This window comes from Isoptericola sp. NPDC057559, from assembly GCF_042801555.1.
Taxonomy (GTDB): Bacteria; Actinomycetota; Actinomycetes; order Actinomycetales; family Cellulomonadaceae; genus Isoptericola.
The window spans coordinates 1-14,219 of sequence record NZ_JBHVFQ010000047.1; the positions used below are offsets into that span (position 1 = coordinate 1).

At 75.5% G+C, this 14,219-nt stretch carries 14 protein-coding genes and 1 pseudogene; 4 read left to right on the forward strand and 11 right to left on the reverse strand.

The window, feature by feature from the left end:
* Positions 1 to 612, forward strand: a pseudogene (locus ACFU5J_RS21470) (hypothetical protein); the annotation flags it as partial.
* A 114-nt stretch (positions 613 to 726) separates the two neighbouring features.
* Here the strand turns inward: ACFU5J_RS21470 and nadD are convergent.
* The 9 genes from nadD to ACFU5J_RS21515 form a co-directional block, all read right to left on the reverse strand.
* Complete coding sequence (nadD, locus tag ACFU5J_RS21475; protein ID WP_430576251.1) at positions 727 to 1,344, reverse strand: nicotinate-nucleotide adenylyltransferase; 618 nt, start codon at positions 1,342 to 1,344, stop codon at positions 727 to 729.
* 19 nt (positions 1,345 to 1,363) lie between these two features.
* The gene (locus ACFU5J_RS21480) at positions 1,364 to 1,513 is read right to left on the reverse strand and encodes a hypothetical protein (protein WP_380314886.1); all 150 of its coding nucleotides are present in this window, start codon (positions 1,511 to 1,513) and stop codon (positions 1,364 to 1,366) included.
* Between the two features lie 93 nt (positions 1,514 to 1,606).
* Positions 1,607 to 2,917, reverse strand: a complete 1,311-nt coding sequence (locus tag ACFU5J_RS21485) for a glutamate-5-semialdehyde dehydrogenase (RefSeq protein WP_430580071.1) — start codon at positions 2,915 to 2,917, stop codon at positions 1,607 to 1,609.
* A gap of 43 nt (positions 2,918 to 2,960) precedes the next feature.
* Positions 2,961 to 4,418, reverse strand: a complete 1,458-nt coding sequence (locus ACFU5J_RS21490) for an alpha/beta hydrolase family protein (RefSeq protein ID WP_430580072.1) — start codon at positions 4,416 to 4,418, stop codon at positions 2,961 to 2,963.
* A gap of 95 nt (positions 4,419 to 4,513) precedes the next feature.
* The gene (gene proB / locus ACFU5J_RS21495) at positions 4,514 to 5,644 is read right to left on the reverse strand and encodes a glutamate 5-kinase (protein WP_430576254.1); all 1,131 of its coding nucleotides are present in this window, start codon (positions 5,642 to 5,644) and stop codon (positions 4,514 to 4,516) included.
* Positions 5,645 to 5,669: 25 nt separating this feature from the next.
* Entirely contained in the window at positions 5,670 to 7,187 is a 1,518-nt protein-coding gene (gene obgE / locus ACFU5J_RS21500; protein ID WP_430576255.1) for a GTPase ObgE, read from the reverse strand.
* A gap of 95 nt (positions 7,188 to 7,282) precedes the next feature.
* A complete protein-coding gene (rpmA, locus tag ACFU5J_RS21505) occupies positions 7,283 to 7,540 on the reverse strand; it encodes a 50S ribosomal protein L27 (protein ID WP_079574743.1) in 258 nt (85 codons plus the stop codon).
* A gap of 84 nt (positions 7,541 to 7,624) precedes the next feature.
* Entirely contained in the window at positions 7,625 to 7,933 is a 309-nt protein-coding gene (rplU, locus tag ACFU5J_RS21510) for a 50S ribosomal protein L21 (protein ID WP_380315082.1), read from the reverse strand.
* Between the two features lie 248 nt (positions 7,934 to 8,181).
* Positions 8,182 to 8,391, reverse strand: a complete 210-nt coding sequence (locus ACFU5J_RS21515; RefSeq protein WP_430576256.1) for a dodecin family protein — start codon at positions 8,389 to 8,391, stop codon at positions 8,182 to 8,184.
* A 128-nt stretch (positions 8,392 to 8,519) separates the two neighbouring features.
* Between ACFU5J_RS21515 and ACFU5J_RS21520 the strand changes: the two genes are divergently transcribed.
* The 3 genes from ACFU5J_RS21520 (at position 8,520) to ACFU5J_RS21530 (ending at position 11,208) form a co-directional block, all read left to right on the forward strand.
* Positions 8,520 to 9,137, forward strand: a complete 618-nt coding sequence (locus tag ACFU5J_RS21520) for a protein-L-isoaspartate O-methyltransferase (protein WP_430580073.1) — start codon at positions 8,520 to 8,522, stop codon at positions 9,135 to 9,137.
* A 32-nt stretch (positions 9,138 to 9,169) separates the two neighbouring features.
* On the forward strand, positions 9,170 to 10,012 hold the full coding sequence (locus ACFU5J_RS21525; protein WP_430580074.1) for an inositol monophosphatase family protein: 843 nt from the start codon (positions 9,170 to 9,172) through the stop codon (positions 10,010 to 10,012).
* Between the two features lie 92 nt (positions 10,013 to 10,104).
* Complete coding sequence (locus ACFU5J_RS21530) at positions 10,105 to 11,208, forward strand: fatty acid desaturase family protein (RefSeq protein ID WP_430580075.1); 1,104 nt, start codon at positions 10,105 to 10,107, stop codon at positions 11,206 to 11,208.
* A gap of 37 nt (positions 11,209 to 11,245) precedes the next feature.
* Here ACFU5J_RS21530 and ACFU5J_RS21535 read toward each other — a convergent pair whose 3' ends face one another.
* Positions 11,246 to 11,833, reverse strand: coding sequence for a thymidine kinase (locus ACFU5J_RS21535; RefSeq protein ID WP_430580076.1), 588 nt, complete (start codon positions 11,831 to 11,833; stop codon positions 11,246 to 11,248).
* 108 nt (positions 11,834 to 11,941) lie between these two features.
* Positions 11,942 to 14,219 (reverse strand): Rne/Rng family ribonuclease (locus ACFU5J_RS21540; RefSeq protein ID WP_430580077.1); only part of this gene is annotated, 2,278 nt, incomplete at its 5' end.

Genomic DNA, 14,219 nt, shown 5'->3' on the forward strand with positions numbered 1-14,219 from the left:
GCCCAGGGCAGCGGCGGGGGCGTCGACGAGGCCGGCGCGCTCACGGGCGCCGCCGGCGCGGCGGCCCGGGCGGTGGGCGCGGCGGTCGGCGCCGACGGCGCGCCGAACGGCGAGTCCGACCCGGTGGTCGCGAACGGCGAACGACGCGCGGGCCCGTCGGGGCGCGGGGCCACCGAGGCGGGCGGGGTCGCCGCGGGCGGGGCGGCGCTCGCCGGGGAGGACAGGGGCGGCAGCGTCATGCCCGTCGGGGCGGGCGAGGGCGCGGCCGGCGGTGCAGCGAAGTCACGTCGCATCGAGGTGCGCGTGGGGGCCGCCTGGGCGCTCGGCGCCGCGGGCCGCGACACCGGGGCGGGCGCGACCGCGCGGGACATCTCCCCGGTGGGGCGCTGGATGGGGGCCAGGCGGCCCGTCTCGTCGAGGCCGCGCACACCCGCCGAGGCCGACGGCGGCCGGACCATCGGCGCCGGGGCGGGTCCCGCCGCGGGGCTCTGCTCGCGCAGCGACCGGCGCGACGGGGCGCTGGTCGGCGGCGCGGCGAACCGGGACGCGGGGGCGCCGCCCGCCGACCCGGCGGGCGGGCCGAACGGGGACGGCGCCGCGGGGCGGCCGTAGTCCGGGCCGGCCGCGGGCGGCGGCGCCGCCGGGGCCTGGGGGGCCTGCGCGGCGGCGGCCGCCTGCTCCCGCTCGCGGATCTCGCGGCGGGTCAGCGGGCGGGACGGGTTGTTGTCACTCATCGAGACCTCGATACAGACCGTGCTTGGCGATGTACTGGACCACGCCGTCCGGCACCAGGTACCACACCGGTTGACCGGCCTGCGCCCGGCGACGGCAGTCGCTCGACGAGATCGCCAGCGCCGGGACCTCCAGCGTCGTGACCCCGTCGTGGGGCAGTCCGTCCACCGTGAGCTGGTGCCCCGGCCGCGTGACAGCCACGAAGTGTGCCATCTCCCACAGGTGGGCGGCATCCTTCCAGGTGAGGATCTGCTCGATCGCGTCGGCGCCGCTGATGAAGAACAGGTCGGCGTCGGGGCGTTCCTCGCGCAGGTCCCGCAACGTGTCGACGGTGTACGTGAGCCCCGGGCGGTCGATGTCCACGCGGCTCACGGTGAAGCGCGGGTTCGACGCCGTCGCGATCACCGTCATGAGGTAGCGGTGCTCCGCCTCGGAGACGTGCTGGTGCTGCTTGAAGGTCGGCTTGCCCGTGGGGACGAACACGACCTCGTCGAGATCCAGCAGCGCCGCCGCCTCGCTGGCGGCGACCAGGTGCCCGTGGTGGATGGGGTCGAACGTGCCGCCCATCACGCCCAGGCGCGGACGGCGCGGCTGCGACGACGGCTCGTTCACGCTGGCCGGACGGCGGTCGTCAGTGGCGGTTGGACACGTTGCGGAAGGCGTACGTCACCACGAGCGCGGCGACCAGGCCACCGAACGCGAGGAGACCCATCGCGATCGGGGAGATGGTCTCGGCGTGCTCGGCGGCCTCCTGGGCCACCTGGACGGCGGTGTGCAGCACGGGTTCCTCCTGTGCGTCGTGGGTGCGGCAGGTGCGATCGGGGCCCAGTCTCTCACGGGGCGGGAGCGGGGCCGACGGGCGACGGCGGGGCCGTCAGGGCCGGACGTGCCCGTCGCCGTGCACCACCCACTTGGTGGTGGTGAGCTCGGCCAGGCCCATCGGGCCACGGGCGTGCAGCTTCTGCGTGGAGATGCCGATCTCGGCGCCCAGGCCGAGCTGGCCGCCGTCGGTGAAGCGCGTCGACGCGTTCACCATCACCGCCGCGGAGTCCACCTCCGCGACGAACCGCTCGGACGCGGCGAGGTCGCGGGTGAGGATCGCCTCGGTGTGCCCGGACGACCAGGTGCGGATGTGCTCGATGGCGTCGTCGAGGGAGTCGACCACGCGCACCGCGAGCTCCAGCGCCAGGTACTCGGTGGCCCAGTCGTGGTCGGTCGCGGGCAGCACCTCGACGGCCTCGGGCGCCAGGGCGACGGAGCGGGAGTCCCCGTGCAGCACGACGCCGGCGCCGCCCAGGGCGGCCAGGGCGGCGGGCAGGAACGCCTCGGCCGCGTCGGCGTGCACCAGCAGCGTCTCCGCCGCGTTGCAGACCCCGACGCGCTGGGTCTTGGCGTTCAGGACGATCTCGACGGCCTCGGCGACGTCGGCCGTGGCGTCCACGTACACGTGCACGTTGCCGACCCCGGTCTCGATGACCGGCACGGTGGACGACTCCACGACGGTGCGGATGAGGTCCGCGCCGCCGCGCGGCACGAGCACGTCGACCAGCCCGCGCGCCTGCATGAGGGCGACACCTCCGGGGCGGCCGTACGCGTCGATGGTCTGCACGAGGTCGGCGGGCAGCCCCTGGGTCGCCAGCGCCGCGCGCAGCACGTCCACGACGACGGCGTTGGACGACGCCGCCGCGCTGCCGCCCCGCAGGATCACGGCGTTGCCGGACTTCAGCGCGAGGCCTGCGGCGTCCACCGTCACGTTGGGCCGCGCCTCGTAGATCATCCCGACCACGCCCATCGGCACGCGCAGCTGGCGCAGCCGCAGGCCGTTCGGCAGCGTCTGCCCGCGCACGACCTCGCCCACGGGGTCCGGCAGCGCCGCGAGCTCCCGCAGCGCGTCGGCGATGGCTCCCACGCGCGCCGGGGTCAGCGCGAGCCGGTCGAGCAGCCCGTCGGCGAGCCCCCGCTCCCGGCCCCGGGCCAGGTCGTCGGCGTTGGCGGCGACGATCCGGTCGGCCGCGTCCTCGAGCGCCGCGGCGAGCGCGCGCAGGGCGGCGTCCTTGGTGGCCCGGTTCGCGGTGGCGAGCGTGCGGGAGGCGACCTTGGCCCGCCGCGCGACCTCGTGCACGGCGGACGTGACGTCGGCGCCCTGGTCGCTGCCGGCGGCCTGCTCGGGGAGGGTCGTGGTCATCCCCCGAGGGTACGACGCGGCGCCCGCCCGGAGGAGCCCCCTCTCACCAGGAGGGACGGGGTGCGCGCGGGGGCACGAAGCGCGTGAACGCGGGCGCGTGGTCGAAGGTCTGCAGCGTCACGACCTCGAAGGTCGCCCGGTAGTCCGGGCCCAGGGCGTCGGCCGCGCGGTTCAGCCGCCGCGGGGCGAGCGAGGGCCACCGGCCGGTGTCGATCCGGCGCTCCAGGGTGCGCAGGGCCACGAGCTCCTCGCCGAGGCTGACCGACAGGTGCGCCCCGCGCTCGACGTACAGGCTGCGGAGGTTGCCGGGGTGGCCCACCTCCCGCACCCGCTGCGCGAAGGACCGCTCGCCCGACGGCGGGGCGCCGCCGTCGCCCGTCGTGTGCAGGGTGAGGACCGGGGACGGCGTCGTGCCCTCCGGCCGGTGGGCGACCATCGCCGCTCGGGCGGACGGGTCCGCCACGATCGGGGCGGCCGCCTCCAGGGCGGCCAGGTCGGCGCGCAGGTCGAGGCCCGCCGCGGCGTAGGCGGACCGCACCCCGGCGGCGTCGCCCGACCGCGCGAGCCGCGTCCGCAGCCGGGTGAGGTCGGTGCTGCTGGGGTTGCCGCCCAGCGTCGCCTCCAGGTGCACGCGCGCCGTCGGCCCCAGCCCGAGCGTGTAGGCGCCGATCAGCCACTGCGCCTGCCCGCGCGCCCATGCCTCGGCGTCCGCCGGGCGCGGCTCGTTCATCCAGTACCACCCGGTCACCGTGTTGAGGGAGGCGACGAGGGAGATCCGGGCGCGCCCCTCGGGCGTCTCCGCCGCCGCGGTGAGCGCGGCGACCAGCGCGTCGCGGCTCGCCTGCGGGTCCGCCGCGTCGACGAGCTCGATCGGGTTCCCGTGGGCGTCGGTGCCGTCGGTGAGCAGCACGCGGGTCGCGAGGTTCATGTCGAGGATCGCGTCGAGCTGCCCCACCCAGTCGATCACGCCGCCGACCGTGAGCACCCCGTCGATCCGGTCGGGCTCGGCCTCGGCGTGCGCGACCGCGGTGACGGCGCCCATCGACTGCCCGTAGGTGAGGGTGCGCGCCGGCTCCCCGACGTGCGCGGAGAACCAGTCCAGGAGGCGCGACTGGTCGGCCACCGCCGTCGGCACCGTGAAGTCCAGCCCGCCGCCCTGGAAGAGCGAGGCCGCCACGGCGTACCCCTGGTCGGTGAGCGTCTGCTCGCTCAGCTCCTGGTTGCCCAGCAGGTGCGGCACCGGGAAGCCGCCGAAGAACTCCGACGGGTAGTGCCCGTGGCTGAACAGCACGAGCGTGCCGTTCCAGTCGTCCGGGACCAGCACGCGGTAGCGGGCGCCCGCGAGCTCCCCCGTGTACTCGGTCGGCGGGGCCGGGGCCCGCGCGGCCGTCGGGGACGGGCGGGGCGCCGCCGACGCCGGGGCGACGGCGAGCGCCAGCACGGTGCCGACGGCGGCGACGAACGAGATGACGAGGGCGAGGACGGGGTGCGTGCGACGCATGGGAGCCTCCTGGGCGGGGGCGCGCACCGCGCGCGCCGCTGCCCCTACCGACGTCGTCGCCGCACCGAACTCATCGCCGGCTCGTCGCCGAGGTGTCAGCGGCGGTGCTCGAGCACGAGGTCGTCGCGGTGCACGACCTCCCGGTCGTAGCCCTCCCCCAGCTCGGCGCGCAGGTCGAAGGTCGACCGGCCGAGCAGGCCCGGCAGCTCGCCCGAGTCGAACGCCACGAGGCCCCGCGCGAGCACCACGTCGTCGGGCCCGACCAGCTCCACGGGGTCGCCGGCCTCGAAGGTGCCCTCGACGCGCGTGACGCCCGCCGGCAGCAGGGACGCCCGCCCGCCCAGGACGGCCCGTGCGGCGCCGGCGTCGAGGTGCAGCCGGCCGTGGGACTGCGCGGCGTGCGCGATCCACAGCCGCCGGGCCGTCGTGCGCCGGCCGGTCGCCTCGAAGAACGTGCCGACGTCCTCGCCCGCCAGCGCGGCCGCGACGTGCGGCGCGCTGGTCAGCACGACCGGCACGCCCGCGCCCGTCGCGATCCGCGCCGACTCGAGCTTGGTGACCATGCCCCCCGTGCCGACGGCGCTGCCGCGCGCGGTGACCTCGACCCCGTCGAGGTCGGCGAGGTCGGCCACGTGCGCGATGCGCCGGGCGCCGGGGCGCGACGGCGGGGCGTCGTGCAGGCCGTCGACGTCGGTGAGCAGCACCATCGCGTCCGCCCGCACGAGGTGGGAGACCAGCGCGGCCAGGCGGTCGTTGTCGCCGAACGTCAGCTCGTCCGTCGTGACGGCGTCGTTCTCGTTCACGACGGGCACGACGCCGAGCGCCAGCAGGCGCTCCAGCGACCGCTGCGCGTTGCGGTAGCGCGACCGACGCACCGTGTCCTCGGCGGTGAGCAGCACCTGCCCCATCTGCAGGCCGTGCGCGGCGAACGCCTCGGTGTACCGGGCCACGAGCTGGCCCTGGCCGAGCATGGCCGCGGCCTGCATCGTCGCCACGTCGCGCGGCCGGGCGCTGAGCCCGAGCGGGCCGATGCCGGCGGCGATCGCGCCCGAGGAGACGAGCACGACCTGCCCGCCGTCCGCCACCCGCGCGGCCAGCACGTCGACCAGGGCGCGCAGCGCGCCGAGGTCGAGGCGTGCGTCCGGACCGGTGAGCGACGACGACCCGATCTTCACGACGATCCGATGTGCCGTGGGCAGGCTGGCGCGGGAGGTGGCGGCGTTCACCCCGGCATTCTCGCCGGATCCTCGGTCAGGCGTCGTCGGGGTCCGTCCAGTGACCCGACTCGCGCTCCGTCCACAGCTCGCGGCGCGCCTCGGTCTTGGCGTCCATCCGCTCCTGGTGCTCGCGGCGCTTCTCGCCACGGGTCGGTCGGGCGCTCTCCTCGAGGCGCATGTCGGTGCCGCGCACGCCCAGCAGCTCGGGGCCGGTGGTGAGCGTCGGCTCCCAGTCGAAGACGACGGCGTTGGTGGGGTCGCCGATGCGCACCTCGTCGCCGGCGACCGCGCCCGCCTTGAGGAGCCGGTCCTCGACGCCCAGCTTGGCGAGCCGGTCCGCCAGGAAGCCGACCGCCTCGTCGTTGTTGAAGTCCGTCTGGCGCACCCACCGCTCGGGCTTGGACCCGCGGACCTCGTAGTAGACGCCCTCGTGCTCGCGCCGGGCCGTGACGGTGAACCCGGCCTCGTCGACCGCCCTGGGGCGCAGCACGACCCGCGTCGGCTCGGGCGCCGGGGCGGCCGCGCGGGCGCGCTCGACGAGCTCGCCGAGCGCGAAGGTCAGCGGGCGCAGGCCCTCGTGGCTCGCCGTCGACACCTCGAAGACGCGCAGCCCGCGCGCCTCCAGGTCGGGGCGCACCAGCTCGGCGAGCTCGCGCGCCTCGGGGACGTCGATCTTGTTGAGCACCACGAGCCGCGGGCGCTCGGTGAGCGGCACCCGGCCGCCCTCGATCCCGAGATCCCCGGCGTACGCGGCCAGCTCGGCCTCGATGACGTCCAGGTCGCTGAGCGGGTCGCGGCCCGGCTCGAGGGTGGCGCAGTCCAGCACGTGCACCAGGACGGCGGTGCGCTCGACGTGCCGCAGGAACTCCAGGCCGAGGCCCTTGCCCTCGCTCGCGCCCGGGATCAGCCCGGGCACGTCGGCCACCGTGTAGCGGGTCTCCCCCGCCTGCACGACGCCGAGGTTCGGCACGAGCGTGGTGAACGGGTAGTCGGCGATCTTGGGGCGCGCGGCGGAGATCGCGGCGACCAGCGACGACTTGCCCGCGCTCGGGTACCCGACGAGGGCGACGTCGGCGATCGTCTTGAGCTCGAGGACGACCTCGCGCTCCTCGCCCGGCTCGCCGAGCAGCGCGAAGCCCGGCGCCTTGCGCTTCGGGGAGGCGAGGGCGCGGTTGCCGAGGCCGCCGCGGCCGCCCTGCGCGACGACGTACTCCGCGCCGGCGCCGACGAGGTCGGCCAGCACGTTGCCCTCGCGGTCCTTGACGACGGTGCCGTCCGGCACGACCAGCACGAGGTCGCCGCCGTTGGCGCCGTCGCGGTCGTCGCCCATGCCCTGGGTGCCGCTCGTCGCCCGGCGGTGCGGCGAGTGGTGGTACTCCAGCAGCGTCGTGGTCTGCGGGTCGACGACGAGGCGCACGGTGCCCCCGTCGCCCCCGTTGCCGCCGTCGGGGCCCGCGAGGGGCTTGAACTTCTCGCGGCGGATCGACGCGACACCGTGGCCGCCGTCACCGCCCACGGCGTGCAGCACCACGCGATCGACGAAGCTGGCCATGGTCAGATCCTCTCAGGCAAAGCGACGAGGGGCGCACCGCGACGGTGCGCCCCTCGTCGTCGACTCGGGTGGGAGTCGAGGAAGTGTGTTGCGGCTCAGACCTCGGCCGCGACGATGTCGATGACCTTGCGGCCACGACGCGTCGCGAAGGCCACCGAGCCGGCGGTCAGCGCGAACAGCGTGTCGTCGCCGCCACGGCCGACGTTCTCGCCGGGGTGGAAGTGGGTGCCGCGCTGGCGGACGATGATCTCGCCGGCCTTGACGACCTGGCCGCCGTAGCGCTTCACGCCGAGACGCTGCGAGTTCGAGTCACGACCGTTGCGCGAGGAGCTCGCGCCCTTCTTGTGTGCCATCTTTCAGACCTGCTTTCTGCGAAGAACGAGGGGATCAGTGCCGCGGGCCGTGCTGCGGGGTGTCGCGCTCGGCCCGGCGGTGAGTCACTTGATGCCGGTGACCTTGAGGCGGGTCAGCGACTGGCGGTGACCCTGGCGCTTGCGGTAGCCGGTCTTGTTCTTGTACTTGAGGATCGTGATCTTCGGGCCCTTCTCGTCCCGCACGACCTCAGCCGTGACCTTGACCTTCGCCAGCTTCGCGGCGTCGGTGGTCACCTTCTCCCCGTCCACCAGGAGCAGAGCGGGCAGCTCCACCGTGTCACCGGCCTGGGCCTTGAGTCGGTCCATGACGACGATGTCCCCGACGGACACCTTCTCCTGACGGCCACCGGCCTTGACGATCGCGTACACCACGTTGCTGCTCATCTCTCCTGGTCTGGGCATGCCGCACGACGTCGAATCACCGACTTGGTCTGCAACTCGGCCCGCCGCGGCGGTCGAGTGCGGTGCGTCGTGGGCACACGGGACTGGCACACCAGAGGCGTGCCGACGTCCAAGACTACGCGAGCGAGCCGAAGGGTTCAAACCTCCGCCGCCCGCCCAGGGCGTGACGTCGCCCACCGCCGGCCGGCGGCGGGCGTGCCGCACCGTCCGCGGGCCTCTCAGTCGTCGAGGACGAAGGTCACCTGCAGGTCCACCTGCCACGCGACGACGGTGCCGTCGGACACGTCGACCTTCTGCTCCTTGACCCAGGCGCCGGTGATGTTGCGGACCGTCCGGCCGGCACGCTCGAGACCGACGCGGATCGCGTCCTCGAAGCTCGTGTCCGAGCGGGCGGTGATCTCCGTGACGCGCGCGACCGTCCCTGCCATGCCGTCCTCCGATCTCCGGGCCGGCGACGAGGACGCCGGCCGCTGGATCGATCGTCACCCCGCGTGCCGTCGCTCGCCCGTCGTCGCCCCGCCCGGTGTCGGACGCCGGGCGGGGCCACGATGGGGAGATGGCCGGACGGACCGGACCTGCCGACCTGCCGACGGGCGCGGGGGGCGTCGCCGACGCGGTCGCCGCCGCGCTGCGCGACGTCGACCGGCGCCGCTTCCTGCCCCGCGGCGTGGCCCGCTGGGCCGCCGCCGACCAGCCCCTCGAGATCGGGCACCGGCAGACCTGCTCGCAGCCGTCGACGGTCGCGGCGATGCTCCGCCTCCTGGAGGTGCACGCAGGCGCGCAGGTGCTGGACGTCGGGTCCGGCTCCGGCTGGACGACGGCGCTGCTCGCCCGGCTCGTCGGGCCCGACGGCACGGTGCTCGGCCTGGAGCGGTTCCCCGACCTGGCCGCGCGCGGGGCGGCCAACGTGCGCCGCACGGGCATGACCTGGGCGCACGTGGCCCACGCCACCCCCGGTGTCCTCGGGGCGCCCCGCCCGGGCGGCTGGGACCGCGTGCTCGTCTCCGCCGCGGCCACCCGGCTGCCCGACGAGCTGGTCGACCAGGTGGCCCGCGGCGGCCGCATGGTGATCCCGGTGCGGCACGTCATGGTGCTCGTGACGCGCGACGACGGCGGGAGGGTCCGCACGTCCGAGCACGGCACCTACTCCTTCGTCCCGCTGGTCGAGGACTGAGGGCCGCCCCCGGACGTGCCAGGATGCCGGACGTGACGCACCCCACGGCTGCTCCCCGTCCCGCCCCCGGGCCCCGCCCGACCGACGTCGAGGTCGCGATCTCCGCCGCCCTGGCCGGCGCCACGGAGGTCGCCGCCGCGTTCGGCCGCCCCGTGACGCGGCACGCGAAGTCCGCGCTCGACTTCGCCACCGACACGGACGTCGCCGCCGAGCGGGCCGTCCGCGAGGTGCTGGCCGCCGCACGCCCGGACGACGGGGTCGTCGGCGAGGAGCTGGGCACCTCGGGCGGGGACGCCGCACGGCGCTGGTACGTCGACCCGCTGTGCGGCACCCTCAACTTCGCCGCCGGGGTCCCGTCCTTCGGCGTCAACGTGGCGCTCGCCGAGCAGCGCGGCGCCACCGAGCACGTCCTCGTCGCGGCGGTCGCCGACCCGCTCACCGGCGAGGTGCTCTGGACCGACGGGGCCCGCGCCCGCCGCCGCGCGCCCGGCACGGGCGCCGACACCGACCTCTCCCCCAGCCCGGTGACGCGGCTGGTCAACGTGGACGTCGACAACGGCGACCCGACGCCCGCGCTCGTCGCGGACCCGGCCCTGCGCGCGGCGTTCGGGATGCGCGTGGCCTCCACGTCGCTCGCCCTCGCGTGGGTCGCCGCCGGGCGGCAGGCCGCGTACGTCACGGGTGCCGGCGTCGACGGCAGCGTGCACTTCCTGCCCGGCGTCGCGCTCTGCGAGGCGGCCGGCTGCGTCGTCACCGACCTCGACGGCGGGCCGGTCCGCGGGGGGCGCGGGATCGTCGCGGCCGCGGACGCCGACACGTCGGCCGCGGTCCTCGCACGGATCCGGGCGCTCGGGGGGACAGCCCCCTTGTCCTGAACCTACGGCACCGTAGGCTCGAGGCATCCGCACGACGGAGCAACCGCTCACCCCTCGGCTGGGAAGTCGACCCCGACCCCTGCGAGGCACGCATGCCCACAGTCGTCCCGGCCGCCCCTCAGGCCCCGTCCGCCGCTCGCGGCGGTCAGGCCGCCCGGTTCACCAGCACGTACGGCGCGCTGTCGAAGGAGGTCCGTGACGCCGGCCTCCTGCGCCGCGCGTACGGCTACTACCTCGCCACGGCCGTCGCCCTCGCCGTCGCGCTGGGCGGCGTCGTCGCCGGCTTCGTCCTGCTGGGCGACTCGTGGTTCCAGCTGCTGATCGCCGCCGCCCTCGGGCTGGTGCTCACCCAGCTGGCCTTCCTCACGCACGAGACCGCGCACCGCCAGGTCTTCGCGTCCGGTCCCCTCAACGACCGCGTGGGCCGGCTGCTGGCGAACGCCGTGGTGGGGATCAGCTACTCGTGGTGGATGACCAAGCACACGCGCCACCACGCCAACCCCAACCAGGTCGGCAAGGACCCCGACGTCGCGCCCGGCGTCATCTCCTTCACCGAGGAGGCCGCCGCCGAGCACCGCGGGTTCCTCGGCGCGATCACGCGCCGCCAGGGCTGGCTCTTCTTCCCGCTGCTGACGCTCGAGGGCCTCAACCTGCACGTCACGGCGGTGCGGTCGCTCCTGTCCGGCCCGCCGGAGGACCGGGCCGCGCGGCGGCGCGAGCTCGTCACCATCCTGGTGCGCCTCACCGTCTACGTCGCCGTGGTGTTCTGGGTGCTGCCCCTCGGGCTCGGCTTCGCGTTCCTCGGCGTGCAGCTCGCCGTGTTCGGCGTCTACATGGGGGCGACCTTCGCGCCCAACCACAAGGGCATGGCGATGATCCCCGCGGGCAGCCGCATCGACTTCCTGTCCAAGCAGGTGCTCACGTCGCGGAACGTGCGCGGGGGCGCCTGGATGAGCGTCCTCATGGGCGGCCTCAACCTGCAGGTCGAGCACCACCTGTTCCCGAGCATGCCCCGCCCCCACCTGGCGCGGGCCCGGGTCATCGTCCGCGAGCACTGCGCCCGCCTCGGCATGCCGTACACGGAGACCTCGCTGCTGGCCTCCTACGCGATCGTGGTGCGGTACCTCAACCAGGTCGGGCTGGCCGCCCGCGACCCGTTCGACTGCCCGCTGCGGCAGCAGCTCGGGCGCGGCTGACGGCTCGCCGCGCCACCCGACGCGTCACCCCGGCGCCTCACCCGGCGCGGTGGCGTCGGCAGCGCGCCTCGTAGCTCTCCGTGCCGCCGACGTGGCCGGCGGCGGGGGCGAGCGCGTCGGCGTCCCCGCCCGGCCGTCCCGCGCGCACACCGCCGAGCCGGACGTGGAAGGCGGCGTCGCGCCCGCACACCGCGCACACGGCGGTCAGCTTGGTGACCGACTCGGCCACCGCCATCAGCGCGGGCAGCGGCGCGAACGGCCGGCCGTCGAACGTCACCGACAACCCCGCCACCACCACGACGAGGCCGGCGTCCGCCAGCGCGGTGACGACGTCCACCAGCTCCGGCCCGAAGAACTGCGCCTCGTCGACCGCCACCAGCTCGGTGCCGGCCTCGACGAGCCCCGGGACCTCCTGCGCCGACCGCACGCTGCGCGACGGCAGCTCCAGGCCCGAGTGCGAGGCCACCCGGCCGGGGCCGCTGCGCGTGTCCAGCGCGTGCCCGACGACGAGCACGCCGCGCCGCGCGATCCGCGCCCGGTGCACGCGGCGCACCAGCTCCTCCGTCTTGCCGGCGAACATCGGCCCGGCGATCACCTCGAGCCGCCCGCCGCCCCCGTCGTCCATGGCCCGAGCATGGCACGCCGAGGTCGACGAGAAGGGCCCGAGGTCGATGTCGTGGACATCGATCTCGGGCCCTCGCCCCGACCTCGCGGTCAGGTCACTCGTCGCCGGTCATGCGGTGCCGGTCACTCCGGCCGCAGCCTCCCCAGCACCCGGCTGAGCAGACTTCGGTGCTCCGGCTCCTTTGCGCGCCCGGCGCGGCGCCTTCTTCACGGGCTTCTCGGCGGGCTCCCCGGCCGACGGCGCCGGGGCGGGCTCCTCCGGCTTGCGCTCGGGCAGCTCGATGAGGGTCTCGGGCGCGACGGGCGTCACGACCGCGGCCTCGACGGGCTCGGGGAGGGTCAGCGGCGCGGGGGCGTCGGAGGGCGCCTCCGCGGGCCGCGACGACTCGTCCTTCGCGTCGTGCTCGTGCTCGTGGGCGTGCGCCGCCGCGGCCGCGATCGTCGCGAGCGTGGCCTTGACGGCCTCGCGCGCCTCGGACCGGTCCTCGGGCAGCGTCGGCACCTCGGCCGCCGGGGCGGGAGCCGCCGGCTCGGCCTGCTTGCCGCCGCGCTTGCGGCGCGAGCGCTTGGCGCCCTCGCCCTGGTCGGCGTCCGCGTGCTGGTGCGGGGCGCCACCCTTCTCGATGGGCTCGCTGTGCACGATGAACCCGCGGCCCTTGCAGTGCTCGCAGGTCTCGGAGAACGCCTCGACCAGGCCCTGACCCACGCGCTTGCGGGTCATCTGCACCAGACCGAGCGAGGTCACCTCCGCCACCTGGTGCTTGGTGCGGTCGCGGCCCAGGCACTCGACCAGCCGGCGCAGCACGAGGTCGCGGTTCGACTCGAGCACCATGTCGATGAAGTCGATGACGACGATGCCGCCGATGTCGCGCAACCGCAGCTGGCGCACGATCTCCTCGGCCGCCTCGAGGTTGTTCCGCGTGACGGTCTCCTCGAGGGTGCCGCCCGCGCCGGTGAACTTGCCGGTGTTGACGTCGACGACCGTCATCGCCTCGGTGCGGTCGATGACCAGCGACCCGCCGGACGGCAGCCAGACCTTGCGGTCCATGCCCTTGGCGAGCTGCTCGTCCACGCGGTGCACGGCGAACACGTCGGTGTTCTCCGTCCACTTGGTGACGCGGTCGCGCAGGTCGGGAGCGAGCTCCTCGACGTACTGCGCGATCTCGTCCCACGCGCCCTGGCCCTGGATCTGCAGCGACGAGAAGTCGTCGTTGAAGATGTCGCGCACCACGCGGATCGCGAGGTCCGGCTCGCCCTGCAGCAGCGCGGGGGCGCTGGCGGACGACGACTTCTTCTGGATCGCGGCCCACTGCGCCTGCAGACGCTCGACGTCGGCACGCAGCTCGGCCTCGCTCGCGCCCTCCGCGGCGGTCCGCACGATGACGCCCGAGCCCTCGGGCACGACGTCGCGCAGGATCTTCTTGAGGCGGCTGCGCTCCGTGTCGGGGAGCTTGCGGCTGATGCCGGTCATGCCGCCGCCGGGCACGAGGACGAGGTAGCGGCCCGCGAGGGTGACCTGCGAGGTGAGGCGCGCGCCCTTGTGCCCGATCGGGTCCTTGGTGACCTGCACGAGCACGGAGTCGCCGGACTTCAGCGCCTCCTCGATGCGGCGCGGCTGGCCGCCCTCGAGGCCCGCGGCGTCCCAGTTCACCTCGCCGGCGTACAGCACGGCGTTGCGCCCCTTGCCGACGTCGACGAACGCGGCCTCCATGCTGGGCAGCACGTTCTGCACGCGGCCGAGGTAGACGTTGCCCACCATCGACGCCTGCGACTGCTGGGAGACGTAGTGCTCGACGAGCACGCCGTCCTCGAGCACGGCGATCTGGGTGCGGCCGTCGAGCTCGCGCACGACCATCGACCGCGTCACCGACTCGCGGCGGGCGAGGAACTCCGCCTCCGTGATGATCTGGCGGCGGCGGCCGGCGTCGCGGCCCTCGCGGCGGCGCTGGCGCTTCGCCTCGAGGCGTGTGGAGCCCTTGAGCGCGGTGACCTCGTCCCGGTCGCGCGTGCGCGCCACCGCGGCCTCGGCCCGCTCCGCGCGGGTGCCCCGGCGACGGCGGCGACGGCGACGGCTCGAGGCCGACTCCCCGCCCTCGTCCTCGGCGTCGCCGTGGTCGTCGTCCTGGTCGTCGCCGTGCTCGTCCGCGTCCTCGTCGGCGGGACGCCCGGCGGCCTCGTCGTGCGGGCCGTCCTCGGCGTCCTCGTCGCCCTCCGGCTCGGAGCCGTCCTCGGGACGACGCCCGCCGCGGCGGCCGCGGCCACCCCGGCGCCGGCGGCGGCGCGGACGGATCTCGTCGTCCTCGCCGTCCTCGTCGCTCAGGTCCTCCGGGCCCAGGTCGACGAGCTCGACGCCCTCGGCGACGAGCTCGGACTCGATGACGCCGACC